Raw genomic sequence first — 20,568 nt, forward strand, 5'->3', positions numbered from 1 at the left:
GCGATTTGCGATTGCATCCAGCTGATTTGTCAGCGGAATGCCCACATTGCGTTGGTGTGATGCGATCGACGTGCCAATCTTCGCGGCCAAAATCCGATCCGATCGGAAGGCGGAATACGAAATGACGACACACGATTGCATCGATGGGGCAACAGATTGAACAAGAGCCGGTGCCGCTGTCAATCGGCAGAGGAAACTCAGGGGGAGTCCTCCAAGCCACAATGGCGGACGTAACTCGCAAATTCAAAACAACCGGCATTTGCTAGCAATTGCAATGGCGGGGAATCTTCCGTAGAAATTTGATTGGGAGACGGTGAAGTTTGCGAGTTGGCTGCCTGTCCGGCAAGTTTTGCCTGGCAGGAAGCTTGGATCGCGGCAGCCCACCGACCACGCTTTAGGTCGTGCCGTGTTGCCAAGCGTTTATTATCACCCTCCCTTGGGACGTTCGAACTTGGGACGTTCGAAAAATAAATGGTGGCGGGCGTCTGGGTATCGCCCCGGATGGGGCCGTCATGCTTCGCTCGGGGCGGAAGCTCCGAGAGACCGATGCCGGAAAACAAACGGTCGCCCCGGATGGGGCCGTCGTGGGAGTTGGGGGCGTCCCTCGCTCACGCTTCGGGTTGTGATGGGTGGTTGCTGCAGAAACCCGCCAAAACCCAGCACCAGAAAACTGCACGACCCCATTTTTTGGGAGGGTCGGGCCGCTTCGGGCCGGGGAGGGTTACGAGCTGGGTCCAATGCTGAGCCCTCCCCTCGCTCGACCCTCCCGAGCGGAGGGTGATGACAAACGCCTGGCAAGACAAGACGTCAAAACTGCATGACGTCTGCAAATGGGAGGGGGCGGAGCCTGGCGTGGATCTCGGACGCCACCACCGCGCATTAAAAAACGGTCGCCGCAAGTTCCGGAGAACTCGCGACGACCGTTGTGTGGTTGAGAAAAAGATCGATCATTGGAAGAAAACGAATCTCAGGTCACCTGAATCGAAAGCGGAAGGACGCTTCCGATTCTCAAGTTGAGAGATTCGAATCGCAATCAGCGACCCGGATCGAATCCGGTTTGGGCGATCTCTTCTTCTTCTTGGATGATGATCCGAGGTGTGACCATCATCATCAGACTGCTCGACTGACGACCGACCGCGGTGTTGCGGAACAATCGGCTGACGTAGGGGATCTTGCTGAGGAACGGCACGCCACGTTCGTTGCGGCCTTCGCTCATCCGTTTGATCCCACCCAGAAGAATCGTGCCGCCATCGGGAACACTCACGGTCGTGTTCACGGTGGTGAAGGCGAACGTTGGTTGTTGAACCGTCGTGCCTTGGTTGACGCTTTCTTCTTCTTGCTCATCTTCTTCGTTGATCACGCCGTCACCGTTGGTGTCGACATTTCGACTGCTGGTGTTGCGGGTCGTCGAGTTGCCTTGGAACGTGAACTCGTTCACTTCGCCAATTTGGCTGAAGGTTGGAATCAGCGTCAGGCGAACGAATCGTTTGTCTTCACTGACAACACCTTGCACGTTCAGTCGTGTGCCTTCGTCGAGGACGACGATGACGGGCTGCTGTGCGACGGCGAAGTCACCGACAACCGGAACGATACTGGTCACGAAAGGACGCGATGTCTGGTCTTGGATCGAAGCGATCTGACCGTCGAACAACGTCACCTTGGGAGCCTGCATCACGTTGGTACGACTGTCACCCTGAGCGGCTTGCAAGAAGAAGTAAGCTTCGATGTCGCTCAAGATCGCGAACCCGAGGGTCGAGATCGCACCGGGGTCAGCACCAAAGGGTGGTGTGACACCGCTGCTGTTGTTGTCGAATCGGATGTCGAGGTCGGCCGTTGGCGTTCCGTCGGCGTCCAAGCCGATCGTGACTTCCGGTCCGCTGTCATCGCCTGGCAATCCAGGGGCGTTGTCATCGAACTGCAAGTCAAAGTCGATTCCGATTTGTTCGAAGAACGTGTCGGACAAGGTGATGAAGCGAACTTCGATTGTGATCTGCAAGTTCTGCAGACGGCGAAGCGATTCCAACAAGTCAACGATTTGGTCGTGCACATCGCTCGTCGTGCTGACAACCAGCGACAAGTTTTGTGGGTACGGAGCCATCGTGCCGACGCCACCGAGGGCTTCCCACGATTCCGGTTCAATGGTTGTTTGAATCAACTGCATCAGTTGGCTGAAGTCAGCCATGGACTGACCACCCAAGCCGCCGAAGCTGCTGGGCGAACCCAAGCCGCCGGCCGAGCCGTAGCCGCTTCCGGTGTTGTATTGCCCCAACATGTTGGGGCTCATTGATGCCGAGCCATTGTTGCCGGCAAACCCGCCCAATCCTGACGCCGAGACAGGCACGACTTGAACGTCGGTCTGTGGGTTGATCATTTGGTAGGCGTTTCGCAACGCACCACGCAAACCATCGTCGTAACCGGTGACGAAGTTCGGGATGGGGGTGACCAAGTCAGCGACTCGGTAAGTGCGACGTTCGACCATCGTGCGGCGAGCGTCTTTGCTGGTCACGTTCAGGACTTCGTTGTCGATGACGTGCGTCAGGTCGAGATCACCCAAGATGATGTTCAGAGCACTGTCCAGCGAAATTCGCGTGTTGATGTTCTGCGAAACCGGGGTCTCGCGGTTCATGCGAATCGAGGCCAGAGCACGATTGTCGATCACGATCGGCACGCCGGTCATGTTCGACAAGTCATCCAGGACTTCGCCCAATGGACGATCGCGATACTTGACTTCGACTTCCGTCGCGAGTTTTCGTTTGATTTCTTGTTCGCGAGGCGACAAGCTGGTTTCAGCGTTGCTCTGCAAGCGGCGACGCGACAGTTCTTCCCACGAACGAATTTCGGGGAAGGCGAACGGACGATCGGGATCGCCGGGGACTGCCGCTTGACCGATGGCCAGCATTTCGCGAACAAAACCGTCTTCGGCACCGGCTTTGATCTCCTCATCCATTTGGATGCGAACGCCCATGCGGCTGCTGTGGAACATGCTTTGAGCGATCGGCGAACCGGGTTTCAGCTCACCGACTTGTTTTGCGATCACTTCGGCTTCGTTGAAGCGACGATCGTCCATCAAGTCATTGAAGGTCTCGACCAGCGATGAAATTTCATCGTCGATGCGAGCTTCTTTGGCGGCGTCGGTGGCCATTTCGGAGCGAACGGCTTCGTTGGCCAAGTCCAATTGGATCTCGGCACGATGCTGTTCGACGTAAGTCTTTTGATCCGACAACGCACGGTCAACCATGGCTGCCAGCGATGCCTTGGAGGCTTCATCGATGCTGGCTCCTTCGACACGACGACGGAGGCGTTCCAGGTCGTCAACGGCGTCCATCGGAGCGTCCGTGCGTTTCTCGTTGGCCTTGGACAATTCCGTCGTGATCTCGCGATACAAGCGACGGGTTTGCTGTTGGGCTTCGAGGTCCGCTTTGTCCATCGCCGACAGGGGCTGACCCGCGGTTGGCGATGGCAAACGAGAGGGTTGCAACAAGGTCAACTTGTCTTGCAAAGCACGACGAGTTTGCGTGTCGAGCTCGGATTCAAAGTTCCAGGCTTTCACAAACGCTTGACGGGCTTCGGTTTTCTTGCCCTGGGACAACAGATCCATTCCTTCTCGGAACAGACGATCGCCTTGGGAGTTGCCCAGTGGTGTGGCAGCTTGAACCTGAGCGATGCCACCAGGAGCCGAGCTGGCACCGCCGGCTTGTTGCACCATGAATGGTGCACCGGCAGCGGTTTGGCCGCTGGTTTGCATGATCGGGTTGGCGGCTTGCTTGGCCAAAGCGTTCAAGTCCAAACCGGTCCGACGAGCGGCGGCTTGGGTATCAAGAAGCAATTGCCACGGGCGAGCGTCGCCCGGTTGGAATTCATGCTCTTTCAATCCAAAGGATTGGGCCTGGTTGGCCATCAAGTAAGCGTTTTTGACATCGCCTTTGTCCAACGCAGCTCGTCCGGCGGCGACCAATCGCAACGTTTCCGTGCGACGGATGGCCAACGGCAACGAGGCAGGCGATTCTTTCGAAGTCGCATCTGCTTTCGCGGACGAGTCGGTGGGTGGCAATGAGAATTGGGCCGAGGCGTTCGGGACTGCGACCACGGTCGACAGCAACGAGGCGATGGACAATGACACCAAAGGTCGGGTGACCTTGCGTCGCCATCGAGATTCCGGCGTTGACATCAAAGATTCCTTGGCAGAGGCCTCTGTAGCAGAGGCGCGTGTCGGCGAGGCCATCGAGTGACCCAATTCATCCTTGGCCTGTCCCTCAGGACATGACCGGTTCCGCCTGGGCGGATGATACGAGCGGTTCAACGCGACTCTCCTTCTTCGCGTGAGACATGAAATCCATAAAGTGCTGGAAAGCTCTCGCCCAGACTCACCATCGGTGGACTGGTTGTCGGCCGTGAACACCGGGGTGTCCCGCGTTTCGAACTGGTCTCCTCGGCAGAATTCCATCTTCCTGATGGAAATCCCCCAATGAGTCAGCACGAAAACCTTCCTAGCGAGGTTGGCAATACGAATTGCAGACAACCAGTGTCAACACGGCTTTGAGGGACTAAATCGAATTTTTGTCAAGCGGAAAACTCGATTGGCGCATGAAACTGCTCGCCAGCCGGTTTGCCAGGCTGGATCGGACCCCCGTACCGACGAGCCAGGCGGCTCCAAAGCAACCTGGTCTTCATCGGGAAACCTGCGAGACGGAGAATCGGCATCCCGCGAACCATTCGGGCCGAGCGACCCGCTTGGCAACGCACGATCAATTCCTGGCGTAGTGGATGAGGCCACGAATCCTCCTGCATGGGACTCGTACGCCTCGTCCACTACGAAACCCGCCACTTGTTCATCGTGCGTGGCTTAGGCCAGTCGGGGACGCTCTCGCCCGAGCATTCGGTCCAGCGAATCGGACGTTTGATAGATCAACGCTTCGGGGAAATGGGCGTACGGGTGGAAGTACTCAAACGTGAGGTACCCGTCGTAGTCGATCGTCTCGAACGCTTCCAGGACGGCGGGCCAGTCGGTGGTTCCGTCCAGCAACGGACGAAACGCTTCGAGCGAATGGTCGGTTCCCTTTTTGGTGTACTCCTTCAAGTGCACGTTTTGAATTCGATCGCCCAAGATCGGAATCCAGTGCTCGGGGAACTGGTATTCCATGATGTTGCCGGTGTCGAAGTGCACTCGCACGTGATCGCTTTGGAAACTGTCGACGAACTCCGCCATCTCCATCGGTGACATCAAGAAACCATTGAAGAAGATGTTCTCCATGTTCAGCTTGACATTGAGTTTCTCAGCCTGGGGCAGCAGTTTGCCAATCGCTTCGCGAGCCCGGCGATCGCAAACGTCATTGGGCGTCGGGTCGTGGTCCTCTCGCCAAGGCATGTGAACGGCGCCAGGCACGACCAGCAGGTTTTCGGTCCCCAGGTCGTGTGCCGCCTGTGTCATCTTGCCGGCCAGTTCCATCCCACGAGCCCGCTCGGCGGGATCGTTGCTGGTCAGCGGGTACGGCCAAAACAGGAACGAGCACAGGCCGCTGATCGCAATGCCGATGTCGTCGGCCAGCTTGCGAATCTCGGTGAACTCTTTGGTTCCCGATTTGGGCGACAGATCACTGTCGAGGTCGTAGTTCAGCTCGATGCCGTCGAAGCCGGCGTCCTTGGCCAGTTGCAGGCATTCCTTCAGGGACATTTTGTCAGGATAAGGAAACGCCCACAGGTTGATTGATTTTTTGAACTTGTACTTGGGCGGCGATTGGTTGACCGCTGCCGCGGCGGCGGCCGTTGGGGTGGAAGCCGATCCGGCGGCGACGGCAGCCCCGCCAAAGGCCGCGTAGCTCAACCACTGGCGACGATCGACGGACGGTTTGGAACGAGGGTCTTGGGCAGAATTCACGAGGCAGGTTCCTTTTTCAGCACCGGGGACAATGGAGAGTTCAAATAGCCTAACCGAACCCCCTGCCACCGTTGAGGAGGAGACGAGCCTGCCAGATTCGCAACCGTGGTTCCTTCCTTGAGCGGCCCCGTTCCTCGCGATTCCGGCGAGGCCAATCGAGAGGAAAACGAAGCGTGGATTCCACCCTTTCAACGTTTCGGCTATCGCGTCACAATGCGGCTCCTTTTGATCCTTCTGTACCGGCGAATTGACGTGAACGCACCCGAACCATCTGACTCGGCTACCCCCGACAAAACGCCACCCAAGCATTTCATTCGCCAAGCGATCGATGCGGATTTGGCAAGCGGTCGCTTCGACGGAGTCGCCACGCGGTTCCCGCCGGAACCCAATGGGTACCTGCACATCGGACACGCGAAAAGCATCTGTCTGAACTTTGGTTTGGCCAAGGAAATGGGCGGCACGTGCAACCTGCGTTTCGACGACACCAACCCGATCAAAGAAGACACCGAGTACGTCGACTCGATCCAAGAGGACGTGCGTTGGTTGGGATTCCAGTGGGACAACCTGCACTTCGCCAGTGACTACTTCGACCAACTTTATGATTGGGCCGAACAACTGGTCCAAGACGGCAAGGCCTACGTTTGTGACCTGAACGCCGAAGAGACTCGCACCTACCGTGGCACGCTCACCGAACCAGGCAAAAACTCGCCGCATCGTGATCGCACGCCGGAAGAGAACCTGGAACTGCTGCGGGCGATGAAGGCGGGCAAGTTCAAGGACGGCGAGAAGACGTTGCGGGCCAAGATTGACATGGCTTCGCCGAACATCAATCTACGTGACCCGGTGATGTACCGAATCGCTCACGTGTCGCACCACCGCACCGGCGACAAGTGGTGCATCTACCCGATGTATGACTGGGCCCACGGGCAATCGGATTCGCTGGAAAAGATCACGTTTTCGATCTGCACGCTGGAATTCGAACACCATCGTCCACTGTACAATTGGTACTGCGAGAACCTCGGCATTCATCACCCTCGCCAAATCGAGTTCGCTCGTTTGAACATGACCTTCACGGTCATGAGCAAACGCAAGTTGTTGCAATTGGTGAAGGAGAATCACGTCACTGGTTGGGACGATCCTCGGATGCCGACCTTGGTGGGTTTGCGTCGTCGTGGCTACACGCCCGAATCCATCCGAGCGTTCTGTGCGGACATCGGCGTGGCCAAGTTCAACAGCACGATCGATGTCGTGCGGTTGGAAAACGCGGTTCGCGAACATCTCAATTCGGTCGCGCCGCGACGGATGGCAGTCTTGGACCCGATCAAACTCACCATCACGAATTGGCCCGAGGGCAAGGTCGAGATGATGAATGCGATCAACAACCCCGGGGATGAATCGGCGGGCAGTCGCGAGATTCCATTCAGCGGTGAACTGTACATCGAGTCCGAAGATTTTCGTGAAGAGGCGCCTCGCAAGTTCTTCCGGTTGAAGAAGGGCGGGGCTGTTCGTCTGCGGTCTGGCTACATCGTGGACTGTGAAGAGGTGGTCAAGGATGCGGACGGAAACATCACCGAAGTTCTGTGCACGTACGATCCCGAAACCAAAAGCGGCGAAGACACATCGGGGCGCAAAGTCAAAGGCACGATCCACTGGGTCAGCCGCGAGCACGCCCAGAAGGTGACGGTTCGGAATTACGATCGACTGTTCAAAGTCGAGAACCCGGACGCGTCTTCGGAAACCGGCACGTTCCTGGATCACTTGAACCCGGACTCACTGACAACGCTGACCGCACACGTGGAACCTGCGTTGGCGGAAGCCGCCGTTGGCGATCGCGTGCAGTTCGAACGATTGGGGTACTACGTCGTGGATCCCGATACCACCAGCGACGAAGTGGTCTTCAATCGCATCGTTCCGCTGCGTGACACCTGGGGCAAGATCGAGGCGAAGGGGAAGAAGTAGTAGGGCTGGGATTCTTCTTTTTTTCCGACTCCTGTCTTTCTTCATCCCGGTAGGGATGCCAGATGGTAGCCGGGGGGTGCTGCGAAGCAGCGTACCCCCGGAAAACGAGCCCCAGAAAAACTCTCCATCCCGCCGTGGCCGATGGCCACGGCGGGATGGAGAGTGGCGACGCGGGTTGCGTGTCCGTCGGTGGCGCTATCGCTTACCGACGGCTACTCTCTGACATCCCTACCGGGATGAAAACTTGCGCAAACGAATACGCTCCACAACGCCTAACATTCAGCAGGCCAAGCTAACGCCCAATCGGCTGATATGAAGAATCGAAAGTCAACAGCTCGCTATGCCACGAAGGGATTGATCAGGCGAGGTCGTAGACTTGGCTGTAGCGGGTTCGCAGGCTTTGGATCAGCGGTTCGGCGGAGAGTGGTTTGCCGCTGGCTTGCTCAACCAGTTCATCCGCCGTGCGGGTGCGTCCAAGTTGATGGACGTTTTTGACCAACCACTCTCGCAGCGGCGCAAAGTTGCCCTCGCGAACCAGGGCGTCGATGTCGCCGAGTGACTCCTTCGCCGCGTCGTACAACTGTGCCGCCGCCAGGTTCCCCAGCGTGTAAGTCGGGAAGTAGCCGATCAAACCCGCACTCCAGTGAACGTCTTGCAGCACGCCATCGGCGGCCGAGGGGGGGCGAACCCCGATGACTTGTTCGTAGGCATCCGCCCAAGCGACGGGAAGATCGTCGGTGGAAAGCTCGCCACTGATCAGGGCTTGTTCCAGTTCGAATCGCACGATGATGTGCAGGTTGTAGGTGGCTTCGTCAGCTTCGACGCGGATCAGCGATGGTGAAACGGAATTGAAGCAGCGATGCAGTTCGGCGGAGGTGACGTTGCCGAGTTGCGCTGGGAAGTGTTGCTGGATCTGCGGGGTGAAGTGTTCCCAGAATGGAAGCGTTCGACCAACCAGGTTCTCCCACATTCGCGATTGCGATTCGTGGATGCCCAACGAAGCGTAGCTGCCCGGTGGCAATCCAAACCAATCCTCTCGCATGCCTTGCTCGTACAGCCCGTGCCCGGCTTCGTGCAGTGTTCCGAAGATGCTGGTCGGCAAGAAGTTTGGTTCGTAACGCGTCAGGATGCGGCAGTCGGAAGGGCCGATCGTGGTGCAGAACGGGTGTGAGGTTTCATCCAGTCGGCCGCGGTTGAAATCGAAACCGATCGCTTCCGCCAGCACACGTGAGAACGCTCGCTGAGCTTCGATCGGAAAGTCTTGGGTGATCAACGACGTGTCGACTTGCCGCGGTGAATCTTTGATTTCACCGATCAGCGTCACCAGTTCCGTTCGCAAGTCAGCGAAAGTTTTTGTGAGAGCCGCTGCTTTCGCACCCGGTTCAAATTCATCCAGCAACGCTTCGTAGACCGTTTGGCCGTCCGACTTCAGGAGCTGGCCCGCTTCTCGTTTGAGCGAAAGCATTTCGTCCAGGACAGGTTGGAACATCGCATAGTCGTCCGCCTTCCGGGCAGCGTCCCAGCGGCCTTGCCCACGAACGCAACAGGATGCGGTTCGCTGAACCAGATCGCTGGGCAATTTGCACTGTCGCCGGTAATCATCGGCCAAGCACTTCAGCGTGGCTCCGATGTCACTGTGTGGATCAGACGCCGCGTCCCAGTCCGTCAGTGAGGCGAGTTGTTCTTCGATGACGGGAGCCGTTTGCAGGCTGTGAACGAGCCCTCGCAAGTGGGCGACTTGTTCAGCGCGATAGTCCGCCCCGCCGCGTGGCATCCCGGTTCGTTCATCCCACTCCAGCAAATCGGCGGTGGTGGAAAGCTTGGCTGCATCGCGAAAGGTTTGGCAAAGTGCATCGAACGTGGATGCGTGGTCGTTGGTGGTTTGGCTCATCTGGATGGTTCCCAAAAAAATCCCCGGCACAAATGGATGTGCCGAGGACGTTGTCATGTTCGCTGGTGTTTGACAAGCCGAGGTCAGTCCTCACTCGCCGGTTGGGAGTACAGAAAGAGGTTGCCAAATTGACCATGGGATCGAATGTCCCGTCCGTTCAGCAATGGTGATGTTCGTTGATTGGAGGGCAGCCATCGCGACAGAAACCAATGCTTGGAATGCGGTGTGTCCAAGCCTGATGATTGGACCGCTTGTTGCCATCCTTCCATCGGGGCAAGGGAACCAACTGCGTGAAGAAGTGTGTGCTTGCCTGGGGAGTAGGGCCCCCTGGCAGGCAGGGTCAGGTAGGTCGCGAGGTCCACGTCGGTGACCCGGCCCGTGATGGCTGGTTGCTCGATCAGGTCCCCGTCAATCCAAAGGTGATGTTGGATCGCGTCGTTGGGATGGCTGTCCTGCGGTTGGGCCGAATCGGCGATCTGTTGCAGGGCTCCCCGCCAGTCTTCGTCTCGATAAACCCAATGAGTCGCGACGTTGGGATGGATCGAACCTTGCGACCAGACGATGGCAGCGAGGGAGGGGATTGCGATGAGAGGGGCAATCCATCGGGAGTGTGAATGATGGCGAAGCGATGCAATCCAGCCTCCCAGGCTGATGCAGCCGAGTGGCAGGCCTGCGATGAGGTAGCGACGTTGCCAAATCGGAACCCCGCCCCATTCAGACAGAAGCATTGCTGAGATGACAGAAGTCAGCAAAACGCCAAGCAGAAGGAGCGCGAAGGAGGTTGTCCGGTCACGGGAAATGGTGGGTTTGGAAGCGGTCGTGACGCTGGCACGGGACGGCTCGGGAGATCCTGGGGTTGGCAAGATTGCGAAGCAGAGCAGGACGATGCTGGTCGGAATGATCGTCCATCCCAACCAGGGCCACATCTTCCAAAACGCAAAGATGGAGTTGGGGCGACCGAAAGAGGACCAGGCTTCTCGGCGGTTCCAGATTTCATGTTGGTGATTGGCCAGCAGCAGCCCAGCGAGGATCCACAGGGACAACCAACCGGCGTGACGCCAGAGCTTGCGTTTCCGTTCAGCGGAGTTGTGGCGAGAATGAAACAGGTCGCTGGCCGTCAGGGCCGCGATCAAAGGGGCGAGCGTGATCAGGGAGGTGATGTGCATCAACATCGCGAAAAGCACGCTCGCGTGGAGCCCTGTCCAATCTCGTTTCAGGCCGCGATCGGGGAAGGCCCAGAGTCGGGCAGCAAATCCGATTGCGAATGTGCTTCCTAGAATCACCGCGGCGTAGGGCCTCAGTTCAACGCCAAAGAAAGCGGCTTGTCGATCAATCGCCACGGCGATTCCAGCCACCAGAGCCGCGACCAGGCTGCCGTGGTAGCGGAAGGATCCCCAGACGATCAGGGCGGCCGAGAGGCTGACGCACCAGAGACTGGTGAGGCGGGGAAGGACTTCGACGGGGTAGCTCGCCCAGGGTTCAGGCCAGGGAATTTGTTGCCAAAACCACAGCAACCAGAAGTACAGCGGTTGCTGATTGCCCATTTTCGCCCGCGGAGCCACTTCGCTCCAGTCGTCGGCGATGCACCAAGCCGTGTGAAGCTCGTCGATCCAGAAACTCTCCGCCAAAAAGGGCCATCGAAGCACGAAGGTGAGGGCGAAGACTGCGATCGCGGCCACCCATTCGATCGCGGAAACGCGTCGTTTTTCGGGAAGCGATTGTGCTTCGGCTGATTTCAAAGCGGGTGTGGAAGGACGATTCATGGGCCAAGCCTAGCCCAAGGTTGTTGGCTCGGTAAACTGACAGGCTAGCTTTCTCGGCTGCATGAAGTGGTGAGCGGGAAAAAAGTGTCAGGTACCTTTTGTGCGAAGCACCCAGTGGGCCGTTCCGGCAAAAGGTACCTGACACTTTTTTCCCAGCCGCTTCCAAGTTGGTCGTCCCCTTCCTCCGTTTGTCCCGCGTCGCTGCTGTGCCTGAATTTTCAATCCAAACCGTTGACGCTCGCGATGCCTCCTCAGGTGATGCCGCGAAAACTCTGGCCGCCTTGCGTGAAAAGTTGAGCCCGCGTGGTGATCTGGTCAGCCCTCGAGGTCGCGAATTGACGTTGAAAGTGTTCGGCAAAGCGCTGACGCCCGTCGAAGTCGTCGAAACGATTTGCAACGACGTTCAGACTCACGGCACCGAGGCTTTGCTGCGATACACCAAGGCGCTCGATGGAGCCGAACTGACGGCCGAAACGCTGCGAGTGCCAGAGGAAGACTTGGAAGCCGCCCATGCCGCGGCGGATCCCAAGCTGATCGAGACCATCGGCCGCATTCGCGAAAACATCGCGACGTTTCAATCGGCGATTTTGCACCGCGACGTCACCATCACCCCGCGTCCCGGTGTTTCATTGACCCAGCGATACGTGCCGATTCCAAGGGTGGGAATCTGTGTTCCCGGCGGTGCCGCGGCGTACCCATCGACCGTGATGATGACGGCGATTCCAGCTCAGGTCGCAGGCGTCGATGAGATTGCGGTGGTCGCTCCGCCGACCCCGTTTGGTGCGTACAACACCGACATGTTGGCCACCTGTCATGAGTTGGGAATCAAAGAAGTCTATCGTTGCGGCGGGGCTCAAGCGGTCGCCGCGATGGCGTATGGGTGTGATGTCTTGCCCGCCGTCGACAAAATTGTCGGCCCTGGCAACTTGTTCGTGGCCTTGGCGAAGAAGCATGTGTTCGGGACCGTCGACATCGACTCGTTTGCCGGGCCCAGCGAAGTGATTGTGATCGCGGACGATTCCGCGGACGCTTCGTTTGTTGCCTCGGATTTGTTGGCACAAGCCGAGCACTCGCCCGGTTCGGCGATCTTGATCACCTGGGATGAAACGCTGCTGAATCAGGTCAAAACGGAGTTGGCGAAGCAGTTGGAGCAACTGGAGCGTGGCGATTTGGCTCGCGATGCTCTGGCCGATTTCGGAGCTTTGATTTTGGCACGTGACTCGGATCATGCGTGTGTTCTGACGGATTCGTTCGCCCCGGAACACTTGCAGATCGAAACGCGTGAACCGGAATGCTTGATCGCAAAGATCCGGCACAGTGGGGCGGCATTTTTGGGCCACCACACTCCGGTCGCTTTGGGCGATTATGCGGCGGGACCCAGTCATGTGTTGCCGACGGGAGGCACGTGCCGGTGGGCGGCCGGGTTGTCCGCCAACAGCTTTTTGCGGTCTGGCAGTGTGACTCAGTTCGATCGCTCGGCATTGGAAGTGATCGCACCCGATGTGATCACCGTCGCCGAAAAAGAAGGCCTGACCGCTCACGCTCGCAGCATTTCGATTCGGACCGAATGAGCTGCTGCAAAGCGGGATTTGGCATGGGCATTGTGCTTGGCTCAACCAGTCCGTTGGGTCGGTTTTTTCACCGTTTGGGCGGGGCACTTCCCCGCAATTCCAAAATTCGCTCTGGCATTGCCCGTTGAGGAAACGACGTCAGATTGCTACGTTTTTGAGTTGCCATCCACGCACCAATCGCTCATTTTGGCCTCCATATCCGTGATCGCCCCTAACCTCGCATCTCAACTTCCCGACGACCAACGCATTGTCATCACCGGCGTCGGTCTGACTTCGCCCAACGGCAACGACTGGGGTTCCTTCCGCCAAGCGTTGCTGGAAAAACGCAGCGGGGTGCAGCCTTACGAAATCCGCTATTTCGGCGAGACTCTGGCCGGGGTGTGTGACTTCGATGCCAAAAAGTACCAGTCCAAAAAGGACATTCGGCGAGGCACTCGTGCCGGCAGCGTCGGTGTCTACACGGCTCGAGAAGCGGTCGCGCATTCCGGATTGGATTGGGAAAACGTGGACAAGGATCGGGTCGGCATTTACGTCGGCGTGACCGAACACGGCAACGTCGAAACTGAAAACGAAATCCATGTGATCAAAGGGTTCGACTACGACACAAGTTGCTGGTCGCACCATCACAACCCACGCACCGTTGCGAACAACCCCGCCGGTGAAATTGCACTCAACATGCAAATCACCGGTCCGCACTACACGATCGGTGCCGCCTGTGCCGCCGGCAACGCAGGCATCATCCAAGGTGCTCAGATGCTGCGGCTGAACGAGTGCGATGTGGCAATCGCGGGCGGAACCAGTGAGAGCATTCACACGTTCGGGATCTTCGCCAGTTTCAACAGCCAAAACGCGTTGGCGACCCACGCCGATCCGACCCTCGCGTCTCGCCCATTCGATCAAAAACGAAACGGCATCGTGGTTGCCGAGGGCGGGTGCCTGTACACGCTCGAGCGACTCAGTGACGCGAAGGCTCGCGGAGCCGAGATTCATGGTGAGTTGGTCGGTTACGCGATGAACACAGACGCAACCGATTTCGTGTTGCCCAATCCGGAACGCCAGGCCCAATGTGTTCAGAAGGCTCTCAAACGAGCAGGGTTGGAAGCGGACCAAATCGACATCGTCAGCACACACGCGACGGGAACGAACAGCGGCGACATCCAAGAATGTGCCGCTCTGCGAAGCGTGTTTGGAAAATGCGAGAACGTCCGCATCAACAACACGAAGAGCTACATTGGTCACGCGATGGGCGCTGCCGGGGCGCTGGAGTTGGCTGGCAACATGATGGCCTTCCGTGATCAAGTCGTTCACCCGACGATCAATGTGGATGAACTGGACCCCGAGTGCGATTTGCCAGGCTTGGTGCTCAACGAGCCTCAAGAGAAAAAGCAGGTGGATTACATCCTGAACAATTCGTTCGGGATGCTCGGCATCAATTCCGTGGTCATCGTCGGCCGCGTTTGATTTCGGAGTCGTTCCGCCACTCGTCAGGGCTGAGGCGGCATCCCCATTTCAAATTTGCAATTGTCACTTTGCAATTTCAGTGCTTGGCCCTCCCCTCGCTTCGCTCGACCCTCCCAGGGGAGGGTGAATTGGAACGAGGCGTTTTGATCCCTGATCCCTGATCCCAGTGGTCCAGTGGTCCAGTGGTCCAGTGGTCCAGGGCCACTTTCCACCTCCCTGCGGCGATCTGTCCCGATTCAATTGAGCGGGGTGCCGCGGGGTGCCCCTTGTGTCGAATCCCATTGCCGTCGAAACTACTCCATCCCGCGGTGGCGGTTGCTCCGCCGTTGGGACACGGACGTTTCTCCTTCCCGTTTCTCTCGCATCCCTGCTTCCTTTCATGACTCCTGCCGATATTCGCCAAGAAATCATCGATATCCTCGACGACATTTCTCCTGATGAGGACCTCGACAACCTGGACGACCAGAAGGCGTTTCGCGAGCAGTTGGAATTGGATTCGATGGACTTTTTGGACATCGTGATGGAACTTCGCAAGCGTCACCGCGTGCAAATTCCAGAGGAAGACTACGGTCATCTCGCCAGCATGCACTCCACGGTCACGTACCTGGAACCCAAGATGAAGGATCTTTGAGAGCTCTCGAGCAACTCGCGACTAGCTTCTAGCCTTTCGCATTCCGATCACTGTCACCCACAAAGCTAGTGGTCTGTCACGACTTGTTTTTAGGGTAGTGGACGAGGCGACGAGTCCTGAACTGGCGTCAAATCCAAGGACTCGTCGCCTCGTCCACTACGATCAACCCTCACTTTTAGCTTTGACAGACCACTAGGGGCTAATCGCTAACAGCTAGCGGCTTTCGAATGTACGACACCATCATCATCGGCGCGGGGATGAGCGGGTTGGCCGCTGGCATTCGGCTGGCCCACTTTGACCAACGCGTTTGCATCCTCGAGAAGCATTACACGATCGGTGGTTTGAACTCGTTCTATCGAATGGGCGGCCGCGATTATGACGTGGGGCTGCACGCGATGACCAACTTCGCTCGCAAGGGCGACAAGAAAGGTCCGCTGGCCAAGCTGATTCGGCAATTGCGGTTTAGTTGGGAAGATTTCAAGCTCGCCGAGCAGAATGGGTCTTCGATCCGATTTCCCGGTGTGGAATTGGATTTCACCAACGACATCGCGATGCTCGAAAGCGAAATCAAGTCTCGCTTCCCCGATCAAATCGATGGCTTCCGCAGTCTGTGTGGTTCGCTGCTCGATTACAGCGACATGGACGGCGACGCGCCCGAATTCATGCGGTCCGCTCGGGAGGTCATGGCGGAGCATCTGTCGGACCCTTTGTTGATCGAGATGCTGCTGTGCCCCCTGATGTGGTACGGCAACGCTCGCGAAAATGACATGGACTTCGGTCAATTCTGCATCATGTTCCGGGCTTGTTACCTGGAGGGTTTCGGGCGGCCTTACAAAGGTGTGCGAGTCATCCTGAAGAACTTGGTCCGCAAGTTCCGGGGCCTCGGCGGCGAGCTCAAACTACGAAGCGGCGTTGCCAACATTCACGTCGAGGACGGCAAAGCCGTTGGGGTGGTGCTGGACGATGGAACCGAGTTGCGGGCCAAGCGAATTCTCTCCTCCGCGGGCACGGTTGAAACCATGCGGATGTGTGACGACATCACCGAACCCGATGTCGCCAAGGCCGGGAAACTGTCGTTCATCGAATCGATCAGCGTGCTCGATTGCAAACCCAAGGAATTGGGCTTCGACCGCACGATCGTGTTCTACAACGATTCGCCGAACTTCCATTGGGAGCGTCCCGACGATTCCTTGTGTGACGCTCGGACGGGAGTCATCTGCAGCCCGAACAACTACATTTACGACGCGGAAGAAGGCGAGTTGCCCGACGGCGTGGTGCGAATCACCACGCTTGCCAATCATGATTTGTGGTCGGAATTGCCCGAGGAGAAGTACCGGGCGGAAAAGGTGACGCAGTACGACGAGGCGGTTGCCTCGGCGGTTCGCTTCATGCCCGACTTTCGTTCGCGAGTCATCGACACGGATGTCTTCACTCCCAAGACCATCCGCCGCTTCACTTGGCACGACAACGGGGCCGTGTATGGCGCACCGGACAAGCAGCTCGATGGCACCACGCACTTGCCCAACGTTTTCCTGTGTGGGACGGACCAGGGGTTTGTGGGGATCGTGGGAGCAATCGTCAGTGGCATCAGCATGGCGAACCGGCACTGCCTTCAGGTTTGACGGTTAAGGCCGTTCCTGCGTCCTAGGATGCGGTTTTTGGTTGCAGCTTGCCCGTTGAGATCGCGCCGGCATTGACAATTGAGCGTTCGGGCCGCAGGCTTTCAGTCGCAAATTCTTCTTGATTCCCGTGATTTCGGGGTCTTTGTCCTGACGAGGTTGGAATGCCCAGCGAAACTGCCGCGATTGTCTACACGCACACCGACGAAGCCCCCGCCCTGGCGACTCGTTCGTTGCTGCCGATCTTGAGAGCGTTCACCAACGGCAGTGGCTTGTCGTTTGAGACCAAGGACATTTCCTTGGCCGCGCGAATTTTGGCCGGTTTTGCCGACCGTCTGCCAGCAGACCAGCAGGTGCCAGATGCGCTGGCGGAGCTCGGCGAGTTGGTCACTCAACCGCAAGCCAACGTGATCAAGCTGCCCAACATCAGCGCTTCGATCCCGCAGTTGGTCGAAGCGATCACGGAACTGCAGGCTCAAGGGGTCGCCATCCCTGATTTCCCTCAGGACCCTCAAACCGACGAAGAAAAGTCGGTTCGTGCGATCTACGCCAAAGTCCTTGGGAGTGCCGTCAATCCGGTTCTTCGCGAAGGCAACTCCGACCGCCGCGTTGCCGCCCCGGTCAAAGCCTACGCTCAGAAGAACCCGCACTCGATGGGCGATTGGTCAGCCGATTCGAAGACGCACGTGGCTCACATGAGCGAAGGCGATTTCTACGGAAGTGAGAAATCGGTGATCTTGGATTCCGATGACACTCTGCGGATCGAACATGTCGATTCGGCGGGCAGCGTCACCGTGCTTCGCGACGGACTGAAAGTCGAAGCGGACGAGATCATCGACTCAGCTCGCCTGAGCGTTCGTCAATTGCGAGCCTTCTACGCCGAACAAATCGCGGACGCGAAGTCCAGCGGCGTGCTGTTCTCTTTGCACCTCAAAGCGACAATGATGAAGGTCAGTGACCCGATTCTGTTTGGGCACTGCGTCAGTGTCATGTACGACCGCTTGTTCCAAGAACACGGCGACGTGTTGACTGCCGCGGGCGTTGACACGGATCAAGGTCTCGCTTCGGTGTTTGCCAAAGTTCAGGACCTGCCAGCGGATCAGCGGGCATTGGTCGAGGGAACCTTGGTCGAAATCCAAGCCGGGTTGCCTGAAATCGCCATGGTCGATTCGGACAAAGGCATCACCAACTTGCATGTGCCCAGCGACGTGATCATCGACGCATCGATGCCCGCCGCGATTCGTGCCGGTGGCAAGATGTGGGGAGTGGATGGCAAACTGCACGACATGAAAGCGGTCATTCCCGATCGTTGCTACGCGGGCATTTATCAAGCCACGATCGAGGACTGCAAAGCCAACGGGAAGTTCGACGTCACCAAGATGGGCAGCGTCGCCAACGTCGGGTTGATGGCGAAAAAGGCCGAGGAATACGGTTCTCACGACAAGACATTCCGCGTTCCCGCCGACGGCAAGGTTCGCGTGGTCACATCGGCCGGCAAAGAGTTGATGAGTCACGACGTCGAAAAGGGTGACATCTGGCGTGCCTGTCAAACCAAGGACGTCGCGGTGAAGGACTGGGTTCGTTTGGCGGTTTCGCGTTCACGTGCCACCGGAGCTCCCGCCATCTTTTGGCTGGACGAAAAACGGGCTCACGATCGCAACCTGATCAGCAAGGTCAACGAGTACCTGAAGGATCACGACACCGCTGGATTGGACATTCAAATCTTGGAACCTGCCGACGCGACCCGCCACGCTTGTGGTCGCGCCCGTGAAGGCCAGGACACGATCAGTGTCACCGGCAATGTGCTGCGTGATTACCTGACCGACCTGTTCCCCATTTTGGAACTCGGGACCAGTGCCAAGATGCTGTCAATCGTTCCGTTGTTGGCCGGTGGCGGCATGTTTGAAACCGGGGCCGGTGGATCGGCTCCCAAGCACGTCGAACAATTCGTCAGTGAGAATCACTTGCGTTGGGACTCGCTCGGTGAGTTCCTTGCCTTGGCGGTTTCGCTGGAAGATCTGGCTGAAAAAACGGGCAACGAAGAGTACGCGGTCTTGGCCAAAACGCTCGACGTCGCCACAGGGCGGTTCTTGGACAACGACAAATCACCATCGCGAAAGGTCGGCGAGCTCGACAACCGCGGCAGTCATTTCTACTTGGCGTTGTACTGGGCGGAAGCCTTGGCCCAATCCGAGCATGAAGGTTTGAAAAACCGTTTTGCACCGATTGCCAAGGCCTTGTCCGAAAACGAAGCCAAGATCGTTGGCGAGCTGAATGATGCTCAGGGCGTGGAGATCGATCTGGGAGGCTACTACCATCCCGATGAAGCAAAGGCCAGTGCCGCGATGCGACCCAGCCCAACGCTCAACGCCATCATTGACGGTCTGGCTGGTTAAGGGCTGGCGTTCTCTGGTGGGCCCCTCCGCACGGACGACAGCCTTCCAGGTCCGTCGCCGAACCGCGTCTGCCTCGTACGATGGTCTTCCAAGACCGTCGAAGCCCCTTCGTTCGTCATCCCTCTTTTCGCACGTCCAACTCCCACCATGCCCGTCGATCCCGCTCCCGTCCTCCAGTACATCAATGGCTTTCGCTTTTCGAAGGTCATGTTTGCCGCAGTTGAATTGGGCGTTTTCGATCGCCTGGAGGAGCAACCGCGATCGGCAGCTGATTTGGCGACGGAGCTCAAGTGCGAACCCGCCGCGATGAACCGCTTGCTCGATGGCTTGGTCGGCATGCAATTGCTCTCGCGTGATTCGCAGGTGTATCGCAACACGGAACTTGCTTCGGAATTGTTGACAACGGCCAGCCCCAACCGGATGACCGGCTACATCCAATTCAGCAACGATGTGAGCTGGAAGTTGTGGTCACACTTCGAAAACGCGATTCGCGAAGGTTCGCATCGTTGGAAGGATGCTTACGGTTGGGACCAACCCATCTTCAGCAGTTTCTTCGCGGATGAAGCTGCCATGCGAGAGTTCTTGATGGGCATGCACGGCTATGGCGTGATCAGTTCACCCAAGGTCGTCCGCGCTGTGGATCTTTCCCCGTTCAGGCACTTGGTGGATCTTGGCGGCGCGACCGGGCACCTCTCGATCGCCGCTTGTGGAGCTTACGAGTCGTTGACCGCCACGGTGTTTGATTTGCCGGATGTGATTCCGTTGACCAAGGAAATCGTCGCGCAGTCATCGGTGGCGGATCGCATTGACGTGGTGGGAGGGGACTTCTTCGGCGACGATTTGCCCGAAGCAGATTTGATGTCTTTGGGTCGCATCTTGCACGATTGGTCCGATGAGAAGATCGATCTTTTGCTCGCAAAAATTTATGATCGTTTGCCTGATGGCGGTGGTTTGCTGCTCGCAGAAATTTTGATCCAAGAGGATCGTGGCGGGCCGGATTGGGGACAAATGCAAGACCTCAACATGCTGGTCTGCACCGAGGGTCGCGAGCGAACACTGGCCGAATACGAAGCCATCATGCGCCGCGCTGGTTTCCGCGAGGTCACCGGGCAAGTCACCGGCGCGCCCGTCGATGCGGTGCTGGCCATCAAGTGACCTGCATCAATCGCATCCAAATTCTGACGAATCTGGATACGGAAAATGCTTGTGCCGGAACATCGGTTCCAAGCACATGGGCAGGATTTGATTGGACACAGAAGGCGTTGGGCGTCACCCACCATTCATTGCAATCGCTTGGGGCGTCGAGACTTGGCACCACCGCCGACAGAGCGAAGAACACGCATTCTCCAAACGCTGGTTGTTGCTGCAATCGGTCAGCAGGAATGATCGGGTAGAAACATGT

The 20,568-nt window shown here is 57.7% G+C and carries 11 protein-coding genes; 7 read left to right on the top strand and 4 right to left on the bottom strand.

Annotated elements, in window-relative coordinates:
* Positions 1-1,033 precede the first annotated feature (1,033 nt).
* The gene (locus tag UH5x_RS26760) at positions 1,034-4,168 is read right to left on the bottom strand and encodes a type II secretion system protein GspD (protein ID WP_236696475.1); all 3,135 of its coding nucleotides are present in this window, start codon (positions 4,166-4,168) and stop codon (positions 1,034-1,036) included.
* Positions 4,169-4,843: 675 nt separating this feature from the next.
* On the bottom strand, positions 4,844-5,875 hold the full coding sequence (locus UH5x_RS26765; protein WP_236696476.1) for a sugar phosphate isomerase/epimerase family protein: 1,032 nt from the start codon (positions 5,873-5,875) through the stop codon (positions 4,844-4,846).
* Between the two features lie 234 nt (positions 5,876-6,109).
* Between UH5x_RS26765 and UH5x_RS26770 the strand changes: the two genes are divergently transcribed.
* A complete protein-coding gene (locus UH5x_RS26770; protein ID WP_047816056.1) occupies positions 6,110-7,834 on the top strand; it encodes a glutamine--tRNA ligase/YqeY domain fusion protein in 1,725 nt (574 codons plus the stop codon).
* 358 nt (positions 7,835-8,192) lie between these two features.
* Here UH5x_RS26770 and UH5x_RS26775 read toward each other — a convergent pair whose 3' ends face one another.
* Both UH5x_RS26775 and UH5x_RS26780 read right to left on the bottom strand, forming a co-directional pair.
* On the bottom strand, positions 8,193-9,725 hold the full coding sequence (locus UH5x_RS26775; protein ID WP_482634246.1) for a carboxypeptidase M32: 1,533 nt from the start codon (positions 9,723-9,725) through the stop codon (positions 8,193-8,195).
* An 83-nt stretch (positions 9,726-9,808) separates the two neighbouring features.
* Positions 9,809-11,488 (bottom strand): hypothetical protein, encoded by a 1,680-nt coding sequence (locus UH5x_RS26780; protein ID WP_482634247.1) that lies wholly within the window; start codon positions 11,486-11,488, stop codon positions 9,809-9,811.
* A gap of 188 nt (positions 11,489-11,676) precedes the next feature.
* On the opposite strand from UH5x_RS26780, the gene hisD reads away from it, so the two are divergent.
* The 6 genes from hisD to UH5x_RS26810 all read left to right on the top strand — a co-directional run bounded on the left by hisD (position 11,677) and on the right by UH5x_RS26810 (position 20,321).
* A complete protein-coding gene (hisD, locus tag UH5x_RS26785) occupies positions 11,677-13,059 on the top strand; it encodes a histidinol dehydrogenase (RefSeq protein ID WP_482636085.1) in 1,383 nt (460 codons plus the stop codon).
* A gap of 201 nt (positions 13,060-13,260) precedes the next feature.
* Positions 13,261-14,520 (top strand): beta-ketoacyl-[acyl-carrier-protein] synthase family protein, encoded by a 1,260-nt coding sequence (locus UH5x_RS26790; RefSeq protein WP_047816058.1) that lies wholly within the window; start codon positions 13,261-13,263, stop codon positions 14,518-14,520.
* A 379-nt stretch (positions 14,521-14,899) separates the two neighbouring features.
* Positions 14,900-15,151 (top strand): acyl carrier protein, encoded by a 252-nt coding sequence (locus UH5x_RS26795; protein WP_047816000.1) that lies wholly within the window; start codon positions 14,900-14,902, stop codon positions 15,149-15,151.
* Positions 15,152-15,378: 227 nt separating this feature from the next.
* Positions 15,379-16,773 carry a phytoene desaturase family protein gene (locus tag UH5x_RS26800; RefSeq protein WP_047816001.1) on the top strand — a complete coding sequence of 465 codons (1,395 nt, stop codon included), beginning with the start codon at positions 15,379-15,381 and terminating at the stop codon, positions 16,771-16,773.
* A 161-nt stretch (positions 16,774-16,934) separates the two neighbouring features.
* On the top strand, positions 16,935-19,166 hold the full coding sequence (locus UH5x_RS26805; protein ID WP_047816002.1) for an NADP-dependent isocitrate dehydrogenase: 2,232 nt from the start codon (positions 16,935-16,937) through the stop codon (positions 19,164-19,166).
* 147 nt (positions 19,167-19,313) lie between these two features.
* Positions 19,314-20,321 carry a class I SAM-dependent methyltransferase gene (locus UH5x_RS26810; protein WP_482634248.1) on the top strand — a complete coding sequence of 336 codons (1,008 nt, stop codon included), beginning with the start codon at positions 19,314-19,316 and terminating at the stop codon, positions 20,319-20,321.
* The last annotated feature ends 247 nt before the right edge of the window (positions 20,322-20,568 follow it).

The sequence above is a fragment of the Rhodopirellula sp. UH5 genome, assembly GCF_056839225.1.

Coding starts and splice junctions, on each gene's coding strand:
- UH5x_RS26760 (WP_236696475.1), bottom strand. CDS start 4,168: ATGTCAACGCCGGAATCTCGATGGCGACGCAAGGTCACCCGACCTTTG.
- UH5x_RS26775 (WP_482634246.1), bottom strand. CDS start 9,725: ATGAGCCAAACCACCAACGACCACGCATCCACGTTCGATGCACTTTGC.
- UH5x_RS26780 (WP_482634247.1), bottom strand. CDS start 11,488: ATGAATCGTCCTTCCACACCCGCTTTGAAATCAGCCGAAGCACAATCG.
- UH5x_RS26795 (WP_047816000.1), top strand. CDS start 14,900: ATGACTCCTGCCGATATTCGCCAAGAAATCATCGATATCCTCGACGAC.
- UH5x_RS26800 (WP_047816001.1), top strand. CDS start 15,379: ATGTACGACACCATCATCATCGGCGCGGGGATGAGCGGGTTGGCCGCT.
- UH5x_RS26805 (WP_047816002.1), top strand. CDS start 16,935: ATGCCCAGCGAAACTGCCGCGATTGTCTACACGCACACCGACGAAGCC.
- UH5x_RS26810 (WP_482634248.1), top strand. CDS start 19,314: ATGCCCGTCGATCCCGCTCCCGTCCTCCAGTACATCAATGGCTTTCGC.